General features: G+C 53.1%; 19 protein-coding genes. 11 read left to right on the plus strand and 8 right to left on the minus strand.

All coding sequences use genetic code 11. From position 1 onward, the window contains the following. Nucleotides 1–983 precede the first annotated feature (983 nt). Together AC3G2T_RS35215 and AC3G2T_RS35220 are read right to left on the minus strand one after the other, a co-directional pair. A complete protein-coding gene (locus AC3G2T_RS35215) occupies nucleotides 984–1895 on the minus strand; it encodes an ABC transporter ATP-binding protein (protein WP_474685995.1) in 912 nt (303 codons plus the stop codon). A gap of 1 nt (nucleotide 1896) precedes the next feature. Next, nucleotides 1897–2583, minus strand: a complete 687-nt coding sequence (locus tag AC3G2T_RS35220; RefSeq protein ID WP_488438399.1) for a hypothetical protein — start codon at nucleotides 2581–2583, stop codon at nucleotides 1897–1899. A 180-nt stretch (nucleotides 2584–2763) separates the two neighbouring features. Here AC3G2T_RS35220 and AC3G2T_RS35225 point away from each other — a divergent pair, with 180 nt between their 5' ends. The 4 genes from AC3G2T_RS35225 (at nucleotide 2764) to AC3G2T_RS35240 (ending at nucleotide 7589) form a co-directional block, all read left to right on the plus strand. Then, a complete protein-coding gene (locus AC3G2T_RS35225; protein ID WP_474685991.1) occupies nucleotides 2764–2985 on the plus strand; it encodes a hypothetical protein in 222 nt (73 codons plus the stop codon). A gap of 71 nt (nucleotides 2986–3056) precedes the next feature. After that, complete coding sequence (locus tag AC3G2T_RS35230; protein WP_488438400.1) at nucleotides 3057–4820, plus strand: B12-binding domain-containing radical SAM protein; 1764 nt, start codon at nucleotides 3057–3059, stop codon at nucleotides 4818–4820. 219 nt (nucleotides 4821–5039) lie between these two features. Beyond that, nucleotides 5040–6542: an IMP dehydrogenase gene (locus AC3G2T_RS35235; RefSeq protein WP_474685987.1), complete on the plus strand. Its 1503-nt coding sequence runs from the start codon at nucleotides 5040–5042 to the stop codon at nucleotides 6540–6542. Nucleotides 6543–7259: 717 nt separating this feature from the next. Beyond that, nucleotides 7260–7589, plus strand: coding sequence for a hypothetical protein (locus tag AC3G2T_RS35240; protein ID WP_488438401.1), 330 nt, complete (start codon nucleotides 7260–7262; stop codon nucleotides 7587–7589). Between the two features lie 7 nt (nucleotides 7590–7596). Here AC3G2T_RS35240 and AC3G2T_RS35245 read toward each other — a convergent pair whose 3' ends face one another. From AC3G2T_RS35245 to mnmL, 4 genes are all read right to left on the minus strand, one after another. Beyond that, on the minus strand, nucleotides 7597–8562 hold the full coding sequence (locus tag AC3G2T_RS35245) for a type I phosphomannose isomerase catalytic subunit (protein ID WP_488438402.1): 966 nt from the start codon (nucleotides 8560–8562) through the stop codon (nucleotides 7597–7599). Between the two features lie 63 nt (nucleotides 8563–8625). Next, nucleotides 8626–9204: a tRNA 5-(aminomethyl)-2-thiouridylate-methyltransferase MnmM gene (mnmM, locus tag AC3G2T_RS35250; protein WP_488438403.1), complete on the minus strand. Its 579-nt coding sequence runs from the start codon at nucleotides 9202–9204 to the stop codon at nucleotides 8626–8628. A gap of 233 nt (nucleotides 9205–9437) precedes the next feature. Beyond that, nucleotides 9438–9575, minus strand: a complete 138-nt coding sequence (locus AC3G2T_RS35255; RefSeq protein ID WP_474685981.1) for a hypothetical protein — start codon at nucleotides 9573–9575, stop codon at nucleotides 9438–9440. 79 nt (nucleotides 9576–9654) lie between these two features. Further along, the gene (gene mnmL / locus AC3G2T_RS35260) at nucleotides 9655–10614 is read right to left on the minus strand and encodes a tRNA modification radical SAM protein MnmL/YtqA (RefSeq protein WP_488438404.1); all 960 of its coding nucleotides are present in this window, start codon (nucleotides 10612–10614) and stop codon (nucleotides 9655–9657) included. A gap of 152 nt (nucleotides 10615–10766) precedes the next feature. On the opposite strand from mnmL, the gene AC3G2T_RS35265 reads away from it, so the two are divergent. Together AC3G2T_RS35265 and trmB are read left to right on the plus strand one after the other, a co-directional pair. After that, nucleotides 10767–11297 (plus strand): WGxxGxxG-CTERM domain-containing protein, encoded by a 531-nt coding sequence (locus AC3G2T_RS35265; RefSeq protein WP_474685977.1) that lies wholly within the window; start codon nucleotides 10767–10769, stop codon nucleotides 11295–11297. A 193-nt stretch (nucleotides 11298–11490) separates the two neighbouring features. Next, entirely contained in the window at nucleotides 11491–12213 is a 723-nt protein-coding gene (gene trmB / locus AC3G2T_RS35270; RefSeq protein ID WP_488438405.1) for a tRNA (guanosine(46)-N7)-methyltransferase TrmB, read from the plus strand. Here the strand turns inward: trmB and AC3G2T_RS35275 are convergent. Continuing rightward, nucleotides 12186–13388, minus strand: a complete 1203-nt coding sequence (locus AC3G2T_RS35275) for an MGDG synthase family glycosyltransferase (protein WP_488438406.1) — start codon at nucleotides 13386–13388, stop codon at nucleotides 12186–12188. The two genes, trmB and AC3G2T_RS35275, sit on opposite strands and share 28 nt — an antisense overlap. Before the next feature lie 7 nt (nucleotides 13389–13395). Then, nucleotides 13396–13923, minus strand: coding sequence for a phosphatase PAP2 family protein (locus AC3G2T_RS35280; protein WP_474685972.1), 528 nt, complete (start codon nucleotides 13921–13923; stop codon nucleotides 13396–13398). Between the two features lie 216 nt (nucleotides 13924–14139). On the opposite strand from AC3G2T_RS35280, the gene AC3G2T_RS35285 reads away from it, so the two are divergent. The 5 genes from AC3G2T_RS35285 (at nucleotide 14140) to rplT (ending at nucleotide 18281) form a co-directional block, all read left to right on the plus strand. Continuing rightward, entirely contained in the window at nucleotides 14140–15318 is a 1179-nt protein-coding gene (locus AC3G2T_RS35285; protein WP_488438407.1) for a glycosyltransferase family 4 protein, read from the plus strand. A 340-nt stretch (nucleotides 15319–15658) separates the two neighbouring features. After that, a complete protein-coding gene (locus tag AC3G2T_RS35290; RefSeq protein ID WP_474685968.1) occupies nucleotides 15659–16894 on the plus strand; it encodes a glycosyltransferase family 2 protein in 1236 nt (411 codons plus the stop codon). 253 nt (nucleotides 16895–17147) lie between these two features. After that, nucleotides 17148–17648: a translation initiation factor IF-3 gene (infC, locus tag AC3G2T_RS35295; RefSeq protein WP_474685966.1), complete on the plus strand. Its 501-nt coding sequence runs from the start codon at nucleotides 17148–17150 to the stop codon at nucleotides 17646–17648. Between the two features lie 29 nt (nucleotides 17649–17677). Beyond that, complete coding sequence (rpmI, locus tag AC3G2T_RS35300; RefSeq protein ID WP_474685964.1) at nucleotides 17678–17878, plus strand: 50S ribosomal protein L35; 201 nt, start codon at nucleotides 17678–17680, stop codon at nucleotides 17876–17878. A 43-nt stretch (nucleotides 17879–17921) separates the two neighbouring features. Continuing rightward, nucleotides 17922–18281: a 50S ribosomal protein L20 gene (gene rplT, locus AC3G2T_RS35305; RefSeq protein ID WP_474685962.1), complete on the plus strand. Its 360-nt coding sequence runs from the start codon at nucleotides 17922–17924 to the stop codon at nucleotides 18279–18281. The last annotated feature ends 220 nt before the right edge of the window (nucleotides 18282–18501 follow it).

The following is an 18501-nucleotide window of genomic DNA, read 5'->3' on the forward strand; positions in this document are numbered from 1 at the left end:
GACGTAGAGTTTTTGCGGGTTTTGAGACTGCCGAAAAACTCGCCAGCCCCGGCAGGAGCCAGCGCGCCATTGGCAAGGTTCGCAATGGTGCGTTGACTGGGCTGGTAATGTAGGTAGTGCTAGTAAGGTTGGCAAGGCTAGTAAAGTTGGCAATGCAGGTAAGGTTGGTAATACTGGTAATACTGGTAATGCTGGTAATGCAGGTAATGCAGGTAATGCAGGTAATGCAGGTAATGCAAGTAATGCAAGTAATGCAAGTAATGCTGATAATGCTGGCAAGACTGGTAACTCTGGTAAGGTTGGGGACGCTGGCAATCAAGGCAAGGTGTTGGCAATGCAGGCAATGCTGAAAATGCTAGAAATGCTGGCAATTCTGGCAACGCTGACAAGGCAGTAAGTGCTGACAACGCTCAAAAGCCTGCAAAAGTGCATCTTTTTTCTCCGTAAAACGCTTGCCCCGAAGAATTCCTGCAAATCTGCAGTTTTTTTGACTTAAATTTAAGCTCAGACCCACTTTAATCAATAATTCCTGCACAATCGCAGGCTTTTCCTCCAAACGAACCTTTATCAGAGAAAAAGCCTGCACTTTTGCAGGCTTTTGTGCTGGGAGCTGCAGTTTTACGGGCTATCCGGCCCCCATCCACACCACGAGCGGCTGATTGGTCCGATGCGCACCACGAACGGTTGCCCGGCCCCCATCCACACTACGAGCGGCTGATTGGTCCGATGCGCACCACGAACGGTTGCCTGGCCCCCATCCACACCACGAGCGGCTGATTGGTCCGATGCGCACCACGAACGGTTGCCCGGCCCCCATCCACACCACGAGCGGCTGATTGGTCCGATCCGCATCACGAACGGTTGCCCGGCCCCCATCCATACCACGAGCGGCTGATTGGTCCGTTCCGCATCACGAGCGGCTGCCCAGCCAGCCCAGCCCCGTCCCTCCTATGAGCGTCTGCCCCGGCGGCAATGCGAGCTCCTTAATGATGGTCCATGAATATTTTTTCGAGGGAAGTTTGTTCTACTTCGAGGCCGTAAATTTTTACGCCGTGATGTACAGCTGTCTCCACCACATACGGAATATCTTCTTGATCTCCGGCTACCAGGTGTACGAACGACTCGTCGGCTTGCGTCACTTGCACTCTTGGCCCCAGGCTTTCCAACCACTGCCGCACCGAATCCGGCCTGCCGCTTCCGCAGCTTACCTTCAGCTTGATCTCGTCCGAATGCGCTTCGCGCAGTTCGCTCATCGTTCCCAATTTTTCAATTGTCCCTTGGTGCAAAATGGCGATGCGGTCACATATTTTCTCGACTTCATCCAGGTTGTGCGAGGTCATAAATATGGTAACTCCGCCCGCTGCCAGCTTGACAATCAAATCCCGTATGAGCAGCGACGATTCGATGTCGAGCGTCGAGGTCGGCTCATCCAAAAACACCAGTTCGGGGGAGCCGATCAAAGCCTGGGCGATGCCGAGCTTCTTTTTCATGCCCAATGAGAATTGGCTTGCTTTTTTGCCGATGTCCGCTCCCAAGCCGACGTTTTCCAGCAACTGAACCAGTTCCTTTTTGTCGGGCGAAGTCTTCTTCACTCTGGAAAAAAACACCATGTGCTGCAAAGCGGTCATATCGTTATAGTAATTGCTGTTGTCCGGAAGCACGCCGATGCGCGATTTGATCCGGTTCAGGCTGTTGTAAGGCGTACCAAGAATTTCGATAGTGCCGGAAGTCGGAGGCAGAATGCCTGTCAGCATGTTGATGGTCGTGCTTTTGCCTGCGCCGTTTCTTCCCAGAAATCCGAATATTTCGCCGGCCTTCAATTCAAAGGTGACGTTATCGACAACTTTTTTGCTTCTATACGCTTTCGACAAATCGGTTACTTTCAAAACATCCATTTTACAGTTCCTTTCGGTTAAAAAGAAGAATAGAAACGGCCAGCATGACCCCGATTTCAATGCCGCTCACGATCAGAAGCTCGGGTTTGCTCGTCATGGGATAATAGGGCAGAATGTAGCGGACGACTTGTGCGGAAGCGGATGCCGCGAACGCGCTCCAGACGCCCAGAATCGGCATGGCGATTCCCAGCAGGACGCCTAGAATGACCGTGTAGGTATGGTTGCGCAGACATGTTGAAATCATAACGGCAGCGCTGGCATGATAAGCAAGAAATACCCATAATTTGAGCAGATCGGCGATAACGAACGTTTTTGTAATCAATGAAATGCCGATAAAAGCGACGAGCGTGACGGTTGCCCAGAACAGCCAGACCGCGGCGAATTTGCCGATGATCACGTTTCGCCGCGACGTTTTGGTAATAAGCAATCTCATTCGCTGAAGCTCGATATCCCGGTTTACGATGTCATGTGACAAGGTATAAACGAATATGGCCCCGAGCAGCAGCAAAACAAGCGTAAGCCCGGCTAATGCGGCTTTGTCCGGGTTCGCGTCTTCGCTTAAAGGGATCGGACTGCTGGCGATAAAACGCGCCGACCACAGGGAAACGCCCAAAATAAACAAGACAATAATGATGGATTTAAAACCTTTTACAAGTGCCCAATACTCTCTGAAAACGATACCTTTCATTCAAAGCCTCCCATTTCGTAATACCGAAACGACGATCGGTCTTCTAATTCATACCATATTCATCTATAAAACTACAAGTTTATCCAAAAAAAGCAGTTTGTTCTTCCCCTTTTCGTATGTCATCCCCCGGTCTTGGGGCATACTAGCGGCTAACAGTCTATTTGTGAAAAGGTGGAACTTATGCTGCTGTATCAGTTGACTCAATGGTTTGAAGAACGGCTCTCGCTGCAAAAAGCGCTGCTGGGCGAGCCCCAGGATGCCGGCATGCTGCAGATGAAAATCAGGGAAGTGGAGGAACAGCTTTATTCGCAGGCGGAACGCTGGAAACAAGAGATCCAAGCGGCGTCGCCGCTGTACATCCCTTATGAAGCGCCTCACCTGGACGATGACATGGTGCTGTAGCCTTTGTATTTCCTCGTTTTTCGTGTAAAATAAGTAGGACTACTAACGAATAAAGAACGAGGTTTCCCAAGATGAAAGTCATTGTTTCCACGCTGAATGCGAAGTTCATCCACACCTCTCTGGCGCTGCGCTACCTGAAAGCGTTTTGCGAGAAAGATTTTGATGTGGACATAGTCGAATATACGATTAAAGACCCAGCGATGAACATCGTCTCCGACCTGTACCAAAAGGCGCCGGATGTGCTGGGCTTTTCCTGTTATATCTGGAATATCGAAGAGACGATTCAGGTCATCGGCATGATCAAAAAAATCAGACCCGATCTGATCATCGTTCTAGGCGGACCCGAAGTTTCTTACGACACCGAGTATTGGATGAAGCGCATCCCTGAAGTCGATTTTATTGTGATGGGAGAAGGGGAAGAGACGCTGCACCAGCTGCTTCAGGAAATATCGACAACGCGCAAATACCACTTTGTATACGGGCTCGCCTACCGCAAAGGGGAAGAAATCGTCCTGATGCCCGGCAGACCTAAGCTGAAGCTGGACGATATTCCGTCGCCGCACCGTTTTACCGAGGATATCCCGAATTTGCCGAATCGGGTCGTTTATTTTGAGACGAGCCGGGGCTGCCCGTTTTCGTGCCAATTTTGCCTCTCCAGCATCGAGGTGGGCGTGCGTTATTTCGATATAGAGCGGACGAAAAGGGACATTTTGTACTTGATCGACTCCGGCGCGAAGCTGATCAAGTTTGTCGACCGCACCTTTAACATCAAGCGCGATTATGCGATGGAAATTTTCGATTTCCTGATCGCCAACCACCGCGGAACAGTGTTCCAGTTTGAGATCACGGCGGACATTATGCGTCCCGAAGTGCTCGATTATTTGGCGGAGCATGCGCCGCCGGGCACATTCCGCTTCGAGATCGGCGTCCAGTCGACGAATGATGCGACCAACGAGCTTGTGCAGCGCAGGCAAAACTTTTCCAAACTGACGCGCACCGTAACGAAAATCAAGGAAAGCGGCAAAATCGACCAGCATCTCGACTTGATCGCCGGGCTTCCCGAGGAGGACTACCATTCGTTCCGCAAAACGTTCAATGACGTGTTCGCTCTGGGGCCGGAAGAGCTGCAGCTCGGATTTTTGAAAATGCTGCGCGGCACCGGCATGCGGGCCGACGCGGACAAGTACGGATACGTATACATGGATCACTCCCCTTATGAGATTCTGGGCAACGACATTTTGCCGTTCACCGATTTGATTCGCATCAAACGGGTGGAGGATGTGCTGGAAAAATACTGGAACGCACACCGGATGGATCATACCGTCAACTATTTAATTGCGAACGAATTCACATCGGCGTTCGATTTTTTTCAGGAGTTCGGCGATTACTGGGAAGGGCGCGGCTGGCAAAAGATCGGGCATCAGCTGGAAGATTTGTTTACCCGCTTGAGAGATTTTTTGCTGTTCCGGGGCACGGGGCAGATGGAGATCATCGAGGGATTCATGAAGCTCGATTATTTCCTGGGACATAAATATAGGCCGCGCAAAATTTGGTGGGATTTTACGCTCGACAAGCAGGAGCAGTCGGCGTACCTGAAGCTGCTCGCCGAGCAGCCGGAACTTGTGGCAGGCGGCTTCCGCAGCCTGAACATCAGTGAAAAAGACCTCCACAAGCATGTCATGCTGGAGGTGCTGCCGTTCGATTTGCAGCTGTACCTGCAAAACGGGACGATGGACAGGAGCAGCAAGCAGCTGCTCATCGTGCATTTTCCGCCGGATGCTCAGCAGCCGGCCGGCTTTTACACGCTGCCGCTCGACAGGGCGGCGGCGGTGTAGTGCGAAAGCTTTGCTATCCCTTTGGGGGAGCGAAGCTTTTTTGCTGCTGCGAAAGCGCGCAGCAGCGGGGCGAAGCGCATTTTCAGCCGGCCCGCTGCCAGGAAAATGCGCTTTCATTTTTTGTGCAAAATTAGTCATTGACCTCGGTAGAGGTTCAGTGATAAGATTGAAAAAATTTACCCGCGAAAAAACGTGAAATTTGAAGGAGGAATGAGTGAAGTGGCCACGTATTACCTGGAACCGTCCCGCACGTTCAGCGAGTTTTTGCTGATTCCCAATCTGACGACAAAAGAATGTACACCGGCAAATGTTCGTTTGAAAACACCGCTCGTGAAATTCAACAAAGGCGAGGAACCGGCGATTTCGCTGAACATTCCGTTCTCGTCCGCCGTCATGCAGGCCGTGTCGGACCATGGCATGGCGATTGCTTTGGCGCGGTGCGGAGGCATCTCTTTTGTTTTCGGCTCGCAGTCGATTGAGGAAGAGGCGGAAATGATCCGGAAAGTGAAAGGGTACAAGGCGGGCTTCGTCATCAGCCGCTCCAACTTGACCCCCGCACATACGCTCAAAGACGTGCTGGATTTGAAAGAGAAGACGGGACATTCCACGGTTGCGATTACGGAAGACGGAACGGCCAGAGGCAAGCTGCTCGGCATCGTTACAAGCCGCGATTACCGGATTAGCCGCGATTCGCTGGCGAAGCCGATCAGTGAATTTATGACGCCGTTTTCGTCTTTGATCTACGGCAAATCCGGGATCACGCTGCCGGAAGCGAACGATCTGATCTGGGAGCACAAGCTGAACTGCTTGCCGATCGTGGACGAGCGCCAGAATCTGGACTATCTCGTTTTCCGCAAAGATTACGACGCTCATAAAGAAAATCCGCTGGAGCTGCTGGACGATAACAAAAGCTATATTGTCGGCGCCGGCATCAATACAAAAGACTATATGGAACGTGTTCCGGCGCTCGTCGAAGCGGGAGTGGACATTCTCGTCATCGACTCCTCGGACGGTTACAGCGAATGGCAGCGCGAGACGGTTCAGTATGTGAAAGCGAACTTCGACGTGAAAATCGGGGCCGGCAACGTAGTTGACCGGGAAGGCTTCCTGTATCTGGTCGAGTCCGGGGCGGACTTCGTGAAAGTGGGGATCGGCGGCGGCTCCATCTGCATTACCCGGGAGCAAAAAGGCATCGGGCGCGGCCAAGCTTCGGCGCTGATGGAAGTGGTCGAGGCGAGGGATCAATACTTCAAAGATACCGGCGTTTACGTGCCGATCTGTTCGGATGGTGGTATTGTTCACGACTACCATATTACGCTCGCTTTGGCGATGGGCGCGGATTTTGTCATGATGGGCCGCTACTTCGCCCGATTCGATGAGAGCCCGACCCGCAAGTTGAGAGTCGGCAACAACTTCGTGAAAGAGTTCTGGGGCGAAGGCTCCAACCGGGCGCGCAACTGGCAGCGGTATGACACGGGCGGCAAGAACAATCTTTTGTTCGAGGAAGGCGTCGACTCGTACGTGCCTTATGCAGGCAGCCTGCAGGAAAATCTGGACAAGACGATCGGCAAAATCAAATCGACGATGTGCAACTGCGGCGCCACCAGCATTGAAGAACTGCAGCGCGTAGCGAGAATAACGCTCGTGTCATCCACAAGCCTCGTAGAAGGCGGCGCGCACGATGTGATTTTGAAAGAAAGCAGCTTGTCCGAGGAATCCTAGATTCCTCTAACGCTGCGCTGCGTCCCGGGTAGGCCTTTGAGCTCACCCGAGCGATGAGAGGGTGGCAAAGGCCGGTGGGAGCGGGCGGGAGAGCCCGCATCCGGGCCCGCGATGGCTCGCCCGAACGATGTGGAACATCGTTAGAGGGCGGGGCAGCGGCCTGGCGAGGCGTCGACGGAGGCCGCCGGGAACGGTCGGAGCTCGCATCCGGGCCCGCGACGGCTCGCCCGAACGATGTGGAACATCGTTAGAGGGCGGGGCAGCGTCCCGGTGAGGCGTCGGCGGAGGTCGCCGGGAACGGTCGGAGCCCGCATCCGGGCCCGCGACGGCTCGCCCGAACGATGTGGAACATCGTTAGAGGGCGGGGCAGCGTCCCGGTGAGGCGTCGGCGGAGGCAGCCGGGAACGGTCGGAGCCCGCATCCGGGCCCGCGATGGCTCGCCCGAACGATGTGGAACATCGTTAGAGGGCGGGCAGCGGCCCGGCGAGGCGTCGGCGGAGGCCGCCGAAAAACTCTCTCCTTCCTGCGGTTCCGATTAGTACGATTTATCTCTCCAAGCCATGCTTAATGGATGCCGAAAGGGCTTGATCAGTTTGCCGCACAGCAGGATGAGGCTTAAAATTAGCGCAGCTGTCGGTGAAGTGACTGGATAGCAGACAAAACAAGGCCTCCGGCATGTAAAAGGTAGGCTACCAGCACACAAACAAGGGCTCCGTCATGCAAAGCAGATCCTTCCAGAACGAAAAGCCTGCGAAAGTGCAGGCTTTTTCTCAGTTATCACCTCATTTTGAGGAAAAACCTGCAATTGTGCAGGAATTCCCGGGCAGAATGGCCGGAGCCCCCAATTTTAGCGGAAAAAACTGCAGATTTGCAGGAATTATCCGCAAGCCAGAGCATCAAGTGGCAAAAAACTGCACTTTTGCAGGTTTTCCGCCAATCGTTACTTGTGCTTTACGTCAGCGACGGTCCATGTCAGCGAGTGCTTCGACGCGCGACACCCATCGCCCCAAAAAAATGAAACCCGAGGCTCTGAGCCTGCGGGTTTAATCGGCTTTTACGGCAAGTAGCTGCGGATCACGGTCATGCTGCCTTCCAGCGCATAGCTGCCGAGGTTTGCCGGCAGGAGGAAGCAGTCACCGGGTTTCGTGATGATACGGCCGTCGGCCCACTCCAGAGAGCCGTCACCTTCCGCGATGACGAGGATGACGAAGCTTTCTGCGGTGGTTTGCAGCTCCCAACGGGGGCCGACGAGCCCTTTTTCCACGATGAAGAACGGGGATCGGGCGAGGGTCAGCCAGACGCCGGTCTCGTGCAGATCCGTCTTCATCCGGGTCGAGCCGGAGCCCTCGTAGGCAATGACGTTGAGCGAGTCTTCGATGTGCAGCTCCCGTGGCTTGCCGTCAAGTCCCGGGCGGTTGTAATCGTACAGCCGGTAAGTCGTATCGGAGTTCTGCTGAATCTCTGCGACCAGCACGCCGGCGCCCAGAGCGTGAACGGTGCCGGCCGGGATATAAAAGGAATCTCCCGCCTCAACCGGCACTTCCTGCAGGCAGTCCAGGATCCGGTTTTCTTCAATAGCCTGTGCCAGGCTTTCGCGGGTGACGCCGTCTTTCATGCCGTAAATAATTTTGGCGCCGGGTTTGGCGTCCAGTATGTACCACATTTCCGTTTTGCCGAGTTCGCCGGGAGACAGGTTCGAGTAATGATCGTTCGGATGCACTTGAACCGACAGGTCGTCTTCGCAATCGAGCAGCTTGATCAGCAGTGGAAAGCGCCCGTTCTTTTCCGAAAATCCTTTGGTGCCGAACAGGATGCTGCCATACTGCTCGCGGATTTCGTCCAAACCGAGTCCGGCCCATTCGCCGTTAATGACTTCCGTAGTGCCGTTGGGATGGTCGCCGATCATCCAGCCTTCGCCGATCGCTCCTTCAGGAAGCCGGAAGCCGAATTTCTCAAGCGCTCTGCCGCCCCAAACGCGTTCTTTCATTTCGGGTTGAAACTGAAGCGGATATGGTTTCACTACACTCTCTCCCTGCTATTATTTACTATAATTTATACTTTCTACTAGATTATAAGCATTAGGCTATCTTTTTTCTACGGCCAAGAGATAGGGGGCCTGAAGGCTTGCATTCGCCATCTGGTACCGCAGCGCCTGGGCGTCCGCAAGGGGAAGCCGGCTGACCCAGCTTTCGACTGCATTGGCTTCCTGTTGGCCTCCGGCATGTCCGCTGTAGAGCACGATCGTGGCGATCCCGCCTTTCCGCAAAAGGCGCAGGGCAGCCTCCAAAGCAGGAATCGTAGATTCCTGCTTTGTTATAGTTTCAGGATCGGCGCCCGGCAAGTAGCCGAGGTTGAACGTGACCGCAGCGACTTTGCCATGTTTGGCGGGCGGCACGACACTTTCCATCTGCTCATGGCTGCACAAGTGCAAATGGACAAAAGAACTAGCGTCCGGCAATTCACCTTGCAGACGCGTTGAGGTATTATCGATGGCCTGCTGCTGGACATCGAAGCCGTACACGCTGCCGCGGGGGCCGACCAGCTTGGCCAAATACAAAGTATCGACCCCGTTGCCAAGCGTGGCGTCGATGACCGTCTCACCCGGCTGAACCCGCTGGGCGATCAATTGGTGCGCAAAACTTAAAACCGAAACAAATCCCATACGTTGGCTCCTCGATAAAAAAACTTGGCGGGTTAGGCTCCCGCACAGCAAAACTTACCGGGTCCGGCTCCCGTTCCCGCAGGCGGATGTTCATCAGGCGGGGTCGTACCGAGCGCAGCTCTCATCGTGCGGTGTTGTACTGCATCCGGCTCCCGTCCCCGCAGGCGGGTCTTCATCAGGCGGGGTCGTACCGAGCGCAGCTCTCGTTGCGCTGTTGCACTGCATGCCGATGATCACAGTGTACCGGCTCCCGTCCCCGCAGGCGGATCTTCATCAGGCGGGGTCGTACCGAGCGCAGCTCTCATCGTGCGGTGTTGTACTGCATCCGGCTCCCGTTTCCACAGCCGGATCTTCATCAGGCGGAGTCGCACCGCTCGCAGCTCCCAGTGCGCGATGTTGCGCTGCATGACGGCGGTCCGTCGACCACCGCCCCTGTCCCAGTCCCGGCACTCACCTCCGCGAAGGGTCCCAATGTTTACCCTGCCAGGTGTTTCTTGTTTTCAGCTCGGCGTCAAAGGCGTTGAGCACTTCCCATTTTTTGAGGCTCCACATCGGTCCGATCAGCAGATCGCGCGGCGCGTCTCCCGTCAGCCGGTGCACGATCATTTCGGGCGGCAGTATTTCCAGCGTGTCAACAACGAGCTTCACATACTCGTCTTTTTCCAGGAAGCGAAGAAGTCCTGCTTCGTACTGCTTGACCATCGGCGTTTTGCGCATCAGGTGGAGCAGGTGAATTTTGATCCCCTGGACATCCATCCGGGATACGGCGCGGCCGGTTTCCAGCATCATCTCGTGCGTTTCTCCCGGCAGTCCGTATATGATGTGCGCACAAGTGCGGATATTGTGCTTTCTCAGCTTGGCGACCGCATCCAGGTAACATTGGGTGTCATGGGCGCGGTTGATCAGCGTTGACGTTGATTCGTGAACGGTTTGCAGCCCCATTTCGACCCACAAATAGGTGCGCTGGTTGAGTTCGGCCAAATACTCGATCACGTCGTCAGGCAGGCAGTCCGGTCTGGTGGCGATGGAAAGGCCGACGACGCCCGGCTGCTGCAAAATCACTTCATAATATTCCCGAAGCTCCTCCACAGGCGCGTAAGTGTTCGTATAAGCCTGAAAATAGCCGATATATTTGGCGTCAGGCCATTTTTGATGCTGCAAATCGCGAATTTTGGCGAATTGCGTAACGAGATCGTCGCGGCGGCTGCCGGCAAAATCTCCCGACCCGCGCGCGCTGCAAAAGGTGCAGCCTCCCGTGGCAATTTTGCCGTCCCGGTTCGGGCAGGTAAAGCCGGCATCCAGCATGACTTTGAAAACTTTCTCGCCGAAAGTTTCCCGCATTTCGTAATTCCATGTATGGAAACGTTTATCTCCCCACAGTAGAGGAGTATCCTGAGTGGTTGTATGCATCGCAAAATCGTGCTCCTTTCCTTCACTTATTGTAGCGAAAACGGCTGCCGAAAGCGACCCCCAGGCTTTCCAGCAAGTCCCCCGATAAAAAGATGCGCCAAGGAGCAACATAATCATGCAACACCACATCACTTGTTGAGAGGGGTTTGTACATGAAAAAGCTCCGTACCGTATCTCTGGCGGTAATGTTTACCGCAGCTATTGGTTTTGGCGCAGGAAGTGTCCACGCAGCTACGACAAGCACGACTCCCGGAACTACCGGCACCATGACCAGCGGCTACACGGGCACTGCCACAACGTCGCCTGCGCCTTACCTGGGCACAGACGGTAAGTATGGAACGAGCGCCGTTACCGGCACTGGAACTACGACTCCGTCGGCTTACTACACGGGCAGCAATTATGACGCAACGACGGGAACGGGTTACAGCGCTCCTACCGGCACAGGAAATTATTATAATTATTCGACTACAGGGGTCAAAGGCTACGGCAACAACATGATGGACCGTATGAGCACAACGGGTACGGGCATCAAAAACGCCGGAACCGGCTATTACGACAACACATCCTACCGGGCTTACGGCACGGCGACGACCAACCGCATGGATTGGGGCTGGCTCGGACTTGTCGGTCTGATCGGCCTGGCCGGACTTCGCGGCGGCAACCGCGATAAAACCCACTCTTAACAGCTTCAAGCGCCTTTCCTCGGTTAAAAGGAAGGGCGTTTTTTTCGCCTATCAACTGCCATTTATAAAGTTTGGGATTGGGAGCCACACTAAAGCCGGAAACATAATTTCCTTTGATTTTTTCCCGTGAATCGTCTATGATTTGTATTCGATATCGGTTTTGTCCGGAATACGGTCAGGAGGCAAACATAAGATGCGTTTACGGGGAAGAAAAGGAATTCGCGAAGATATTGAACGCCAAACGGAACTGGTCGTGTTGAACGCCAGGGATCACAAGGGGAAATGGTCGGAGCTGTTCGGTAATGACAAGCCCATTTATGCCGAATTGGGGATGGGCAAAGGCCGCTTCATCAGCGAGATGAGCCGGAAATATCCGGACGTTAATTTTCTCGGCATCGACATGTACGACGAGTTGATCCGCAAAGCCGGCGAGAAAGCCAGAGCCGCACATGAAATAAGCCCGGAGGAAGAAGAGCGGAGCATTCCGAACCTGAGGCTTGTGCTTTTTAATATCGAGCAGATTGAAGAAGCTTTTGGTGACGGCGAGCTTGAGCGGATTTTTTTGAATTTCAGCGATCCGTGGCCGAAAAAGAAGCATGCGCGCAGAAGGCTGACCCATCCCGGCTTCGTGGAAAAGTATATCCGCATTCTCAACGATAACGGCGAAATTCATTTAAAAACAGATTCTCAACTGCTGTTCGAGTTTTCTTTGAACTCTTTTGCCGATATGGGGCTCAGAATGCGCAACATCTCGTTAAATCTTCATGCGGACGGATTTCATCCGGATCATGTCATGACCGAGTACGAGACCAAATTTGCCGGACAGGGCATGAATATTCACCGCTGCGAAGTCGTAGTCGGAGAGCGGGCGCTTCAGGCGCATATCGATCAATTAAACAAGGAGCGGTCCAAATAGGACGGCTCTTTTTCGTATTTCCCGGCTGCGCCGGCACTATCGTCGCCTGAATCCAGCAGCTGCAAAATAACGTTGGTGCAGTCGGATGCGGTATGCTGCAGCTTTTTCCGGCTGATCAGCGCCCGCCTCGCTTTTACTTCGTCATAGCTTTCCGCCAGCATGCGCATCCAGCTCTCAATCGTATCGGACGACCGGATCGGCTCGCCGAAACCGTGCACCGTAAAATATTGCAAATTTTCCTCCTCCTGGCCTGGAATCGGATCGTAGAACAGCATCGGAATCGATTTGGCCAAACCTTCGGCGCACGTCATGCCTCCGGGCTTCGTGACGAGCAGATCGGAGACTTCCATCAGCTTGCCGATTTCGTTGGTAAAACCGAGCAGCCGGACGTTCGGATGCCGGTACCGGGCGTCCCGCGCAAGCTTGTTCAGCGCCTTCTCGTTATTTCCCAGGCAAAATATGAACTGAATCCGGTCTCTCCAGGCTTCCAGATAGCTGCCCAGTTGGCCCCCGCCGACCAATCCCCAGCCTCCGCCCATCACAAGAACCGTAGGCATATTCAGCAAACCGAATTGTTCGCGGATCTGCTCCTTGTCGTGCGTTTCGCGAAAGCTCGGATGCACTGGAATTCCCGTAATCTCGATCTGTCCGGGATCGACGCCCCGGTACAGCAGCTTGTTTTTTACTTCAACCGTCGATACCAAGTATTTGTTGACCTGCTTGCTGACCCAAGTGCCGTGGGCGTCGTAATCGGTAATTACGGTGCACAGCGGGGTTCGCAGGCCGTTTCTTTTTAATCTGGATATGACAACACTGGGAAAAGGATGCGTGCACACGATCGCGTGCGGCTCGCACTGCTTGATGAGCGCCGCGGTCTGCGCGTAGAAAATCCGGTGCAGCGCCAGTTGGGCGAGCGGATTCAGCGATTTTTTGTACTGCGACCGGTACAGCCTGCCATACAGCTTGGGCTGGGCGACGATCGTTTTTTTGTAAGCGTGGAAAATGAGGGGGGCAATGGTCGGATGCAGGCTGGGGCCAAGCTCCAGCACGCGTGTCCGGATGTCCGGACAGCGCTGGCTGAGCGTAAACGAAAGCGCATGGGCAGCTTGCGTGTGGCCGGCCCCGAAGCCTTCGGACAAAATAAGAACTCTCTTACCGTCGGAAGAGATATTCATCGCGTTTTTACCCCCACAGGCCTACCGCGGCCAGAGATGCGAGCGTGCCGATCAGACACCCTGCCAGGCAATCGGTTGGATAATGCAGGCCTAAATAAATGCGGGAAAGCCCGACCAGAAGAGCCAGTGGAATCAAAACGAAGCCGAGCACGGGCAATAAAGCTACGAACGGCACGATAATAGAAAAAATCGCAGTCGTATGGCCGGACGGGAAAGAATGATCCTGCAGCGGATTTTTTCCGATATTCGTTTCGGGCAGGACCAGATAAGGACGCAGCCGCGGATATTTCTTTTTAAAAACCGCAACGGGAATATGGCTTGCCGCTAGTGCCACCAAGGCTTGAATTCCCGCAGTACGAAGGGCTTCATGACCGAAAAGCGCAAAGCAAAGCGAAATGAAAATCGTCGCTGTTGCTCCCCCCAGGTGAGTGATTGTCGCCGAGAAACGGTCCAGGAATGAGTGCTGTATTTTTTGATTGACAAAACGAAAAACTCGAGTTTCATGATGCTGAAGCCAATGAACGACCCTGCTCATGAGCGCATGACCTCCTTGGGAGCTTTAAGCATAAGCTGATCTTTTCGCAAAAACTTCGGAACTTAATATATATTGTAGCAGGGAAGTATTAATACATTATTAACTCTGCAATAAATATGTTCGGTTTCCAATTTTACCTTGTTCTGATCTGGCGTTAACAGTCGCGTGTTAGCATGACGGATGTATGGCATCGAAAGCAGAAGGGGCTGATATGCGATGAAAGTTGCCTTGTTCACGGATACCTATTTGCCTGATGTAAACGGAGTGGCCAGGACATTGGGGCGATGGACTCAGTTCCTGGAATCCAAAGGAGCGGAGTGCAAAGTTTTTGCGCCTGCCAGTTTTACGGAAGGAGATCCCGATCCTTATCGGGTGGAAAGATTTCTGAGCATCCCCTTTGTGCTGTATCCGGAATGCCGGCTGGCGATCCCGAATCCCCTCCATATACGCAAATCCCTTCACGATTTTCAGCCTGACATCATTCACGCGGCAACGCCGTTTAATCTGGGCGTGTTCGGCATGCATTACGCCCGCAAGCGGCGGATCCCGTTTGTCGCTTCTTACCATACTCATTTCGATCAATATGTCAAATATTATAAAATTCCTTGGGTCGAGCCGGCGCTGTGGCGGTATATGCAGTGGTTTCATCAAAGCTGCCGCAAAATCTACGTGCCTTCCCGGTCCACTTTGGAGCATTTGCAGCAAAAGGGCTTGCAGCATTTGGAAATATGGGGCCGCGGGGTAGATACCGATACTTACCGGCCTGTCGTGAACCGCAGCGAGGTGCTGTCTTCCTATCAGGTTAGCGGCGCCAAATTTGTGTTTTTGTACGTAGGAAGGCTTGCCCCGGAAAAAAGTGTCGATGTCGCGATTGAAGCTTTTATGGGACTTCCGGAGCAAATCCGCAGCCGCTGCAGCCTCATTATCGCCGGTGACGGACCTTCGGCGGCTTCGCTTAACGAACTTTATGGAAAGGCGGACGGTATTACGTTCACCGGATTCATTCAAGGAAAACGGCTTGCTGAGCTGTACGCGGCGGCGGACGTTTTCCTTTTTCCGTCGGCGACCGAAACTTTCGGCAATGTGGTGCTTGAATCGATGGCCTCCGGGACGCCGGTAATCGGTGCGGCCGCAGGCGGCGTGCAGGACAACATCGAGCACGGAGTTACGGGCTTGCTGTGCCGGCCGGGGGATGTGCCCTCGTTTGTCGAGGCGATGAAGCGGCTGTACGTTTCGGCGGAAACTCGCCGTTCGCTTTCGATCGCGGGAATCGAATATGCCGGACAGCAGTCCTGGGACCGTATTTTTCACCGGTTGTATGCGAGCTACGAAGAAGTTGCCGATGCAAGAATCGCCAGCAACCTACAAATCGATTCCGTGCGGATGATCCGCTGATCCTGTTTTTACGGCAAAAGTTGTATTTGGCGGGCGAGGTGCATTATAATAATCCCCGTACACCTCGCGGGGTTCGTCTAAACGGTGAACTTTTGGTGCACAATAAAATGAAAAACGATGAAAACGAGACTGTAACGAACTGATTGCAAGTGACGGCGGCCTAAAATTTGACTTTCCCCATAAACGTTGAAGAACTGGCGCAATTTCGGTTTTCGCAGACTTTGACAAATCGCGGGAAAGAGAGGAAAATCAAGAACGTTATTCACCTGTACATACGTGCACACAGAATATACATAGAGAAAAGCTGCGGTGCATACACAAAAAGGGGGACTTTTGCTTCATGCTGGACAAAATCATGCTTTTCTTTCAAATCGGATTGGCTTGTGTAGGAGCATACCAGTTGTTTTTAACTTTCTTTGGATGGTACAGACCGCGCAACAAAAAGCAGTTTGCACCGCAAAAATCTTTCGCCGTTCTCGTCGCCGCTCATAACGAAGAGCAGGTGGTCGGCGCTTTGATCGAAAACCTGAAGGGCCTGGATTACCCAAAAGAGCTCTACGATATTTTCGTCATCTGCGATAACTGTACGGACAGTACAGCTGACATTGCCCGCAGCTACGGCGTATATGCGATGGAGCGGAACAATCCGAATTTGAGAGGCAAAGGCTATGCGATCGAATGGATGCTCAAGGAGCTTTGGAAACGCGAGCGCCAGTACGATGCAGTCGTGATGTTCGATGCCGACAATCTGTCCAGCCCGGATTATTTGACGCATATGAACAACGATCTATGTTCAGGCTCAAGGGTCATTCAAGCGTACCTGGATACTAAAAACCCCAATGACTCCTGGGTCACGGGTTCCTATGCGATTTCGTATTATTTCGCCAACCGTTTCTGGCAAATGCCGAGAACGAACCTGGGACTTGCCAATTATCTCGGCGGTACCGGCATGTGCTTTGAATCCAGCCTTTTAAAGCAGATCGGCTGGGGAGCTACGAGCCTTGTAGAGGATTTGGAATTCTCGATGCGCTGCATCAAGCTGGGTATTCGACCCACGTTCAATTACGAAACCAAAGTATATGACGAGAAGCCGCTTACCTTTAAAGCGTCGGCCAAACAGCGTTTGCGCTGGATGCAGGGGCATTTCGACGTAGCGAAGCGCTACTTCTTCCCGCTGCTGTGGCAGGGAATCAAAGAGGGCAGCTGGACCAAAATCGATGCGGCGATTTATTCCGCAAATGTGTACAACTTCTTTTTCGGCGCTATTATCAGCGTACTGCTGTGGATCAAACAGATTACTCCCGGCTGGTCCGACACGCCGATGCTTGTTGATGTCAATCCGGTGTTCTTCAACTCGATCAGCGTTGCGATCTACGTGCTTCTCCCGATTTCCATGTACATCGAGAGAGCGCCTTGGAAAACATACAAGTACCTGATCCTGTATCCGATTTTCATGATTTCCTGGTGGCCGATTACGTTCTACGCCTTCTTCACGCAAAACAACAAGCAATGGAGCCATACGGAACATACGCGCGTCATTCGTTTGGAAGAGATGAAGAGCAAGCAGGCAAGTTAGTGTTGACTTCACCGATCTGAAGTGATATAGTAGTTCAAGTAAAAGCAGAGGCGCCCGCTTCTCACCTGACCGACACCTTGGTTGGCTGGTTCTCGATAATCATCATGCACGTAGAATAGGTTTTGAAACCTGTTATTGATGAAAGATGTGGGCTTCTTGCGCCCGCATCTTTTTTTGTGTAGATATGACGGGCCCTTAAAAGGATACTGTCGTTACATACCTGTGGAGGTGAAACATTATTAGCAAAGACCATATGATTAATGACGAGATTCGCGTGAAGGAAGTACGCCTGATCGGGGCGGACGGAGAACAGCTCGGCATTAAGCCGATTCGCGAAGCTCTTCAGATTGCAGTGGACGCCAACCTGGATTTGGTGAACGTAGCTCCAACAGCCAAGCCGCCTGTATGCCGCATTATGGATTACGGGAAATACCGGTACGAGCTGCAAAAGAAAGAGAAGGAAGCCCGCAAAAATCAGAAAATCGTGGACATCAAGGAAATCCGCTTAAGCGCGACGATCGATGAGCACGACTTTCAGACCAAGCTTCGCAACGCAGTCAAGTTCCTTGGCGACGGCGACAAAGTGAAGGCGAGCGTACGCTTCCGCGGCCGCGAAATCGCGCATGCCGAGATCGGCAAAAAAGTGCTCGACCGCCTTGCTGCGGAAACGGCCGACATCTCTTCGATGGAGCGTGCTCCCAAGCTTGAGGGAAGAAGCATGATCATGATTTTAACGCCAAAAGCTACAACTTAGGCGATTTACTAAATTAGGAGGAACACCCCATGCCAAAAATGAAAACTCACAGCAGCTTGAAGGATCGTTTCAAAATTACCGGCACCGGTAAAGTGAAAAGATACAAATCCGGCAAAAACCATTTGCTGTCCGGTAAAACGGCGCGTCAAAAACGCGTTCTGTCCACAAATCCGGTTATGGCTCCGGGAGACGTACGTCGCCTGAAGCAACAACTTGCTAACATCAAGTAACGATAACGCAACATCACATATACATTCCGGGAGGTAGTTGACAATGGCAAGAGTCAAGGGCGGTTTTATTCGCGCTCATCGTCGCAAGAAAATTTTAAAACTGGCAAAAGGTTACTTCGGTTCCAAACATAGATTATTTAAAACAGCAAAAGAGCAAGTGATGAAATCCTTGCTGTACGCATACCGTGACCGCCGTCAACGGAAGCGTGATTTCCGCAAGCTGTGGATCGTGCGTATTAACGCGGCAGCTCGCCAAAACGGCCTGAGCTACAGCAAATTGATGCATGGCCTGAAACTGGCCGGTATCGACATCAACCGCAAAATCCTTGCAGACCTGGCTGTGAACGACTCCAAAGCGTTCAACGACCTGGCGGCTGCAGCCAAAGCAAAAGTAAACGCGTAAGCTTCGTGCTAGCGTTCGAGGAGACTTGCCCCATGAGGGCAGGTCTCTTTTTTTCGGCGCTGTCTTATGTCGCGCTGTCTGGGGCGGCTGTGCGTATAAAATCGCTCGCACTATGAAGCGGCTTCGCAGCCCGAACAGCCCGCCCCAAGAGCGCGCTGCTGAAAAACTCGCATGCTGGAGCGAGCGGCACTTCAGCCTAGCAACGCAGGGGGGGCTGCCC

It is taken from the genome of Paenibacillus sp. sgz302191, assembly GCF_057749925.1.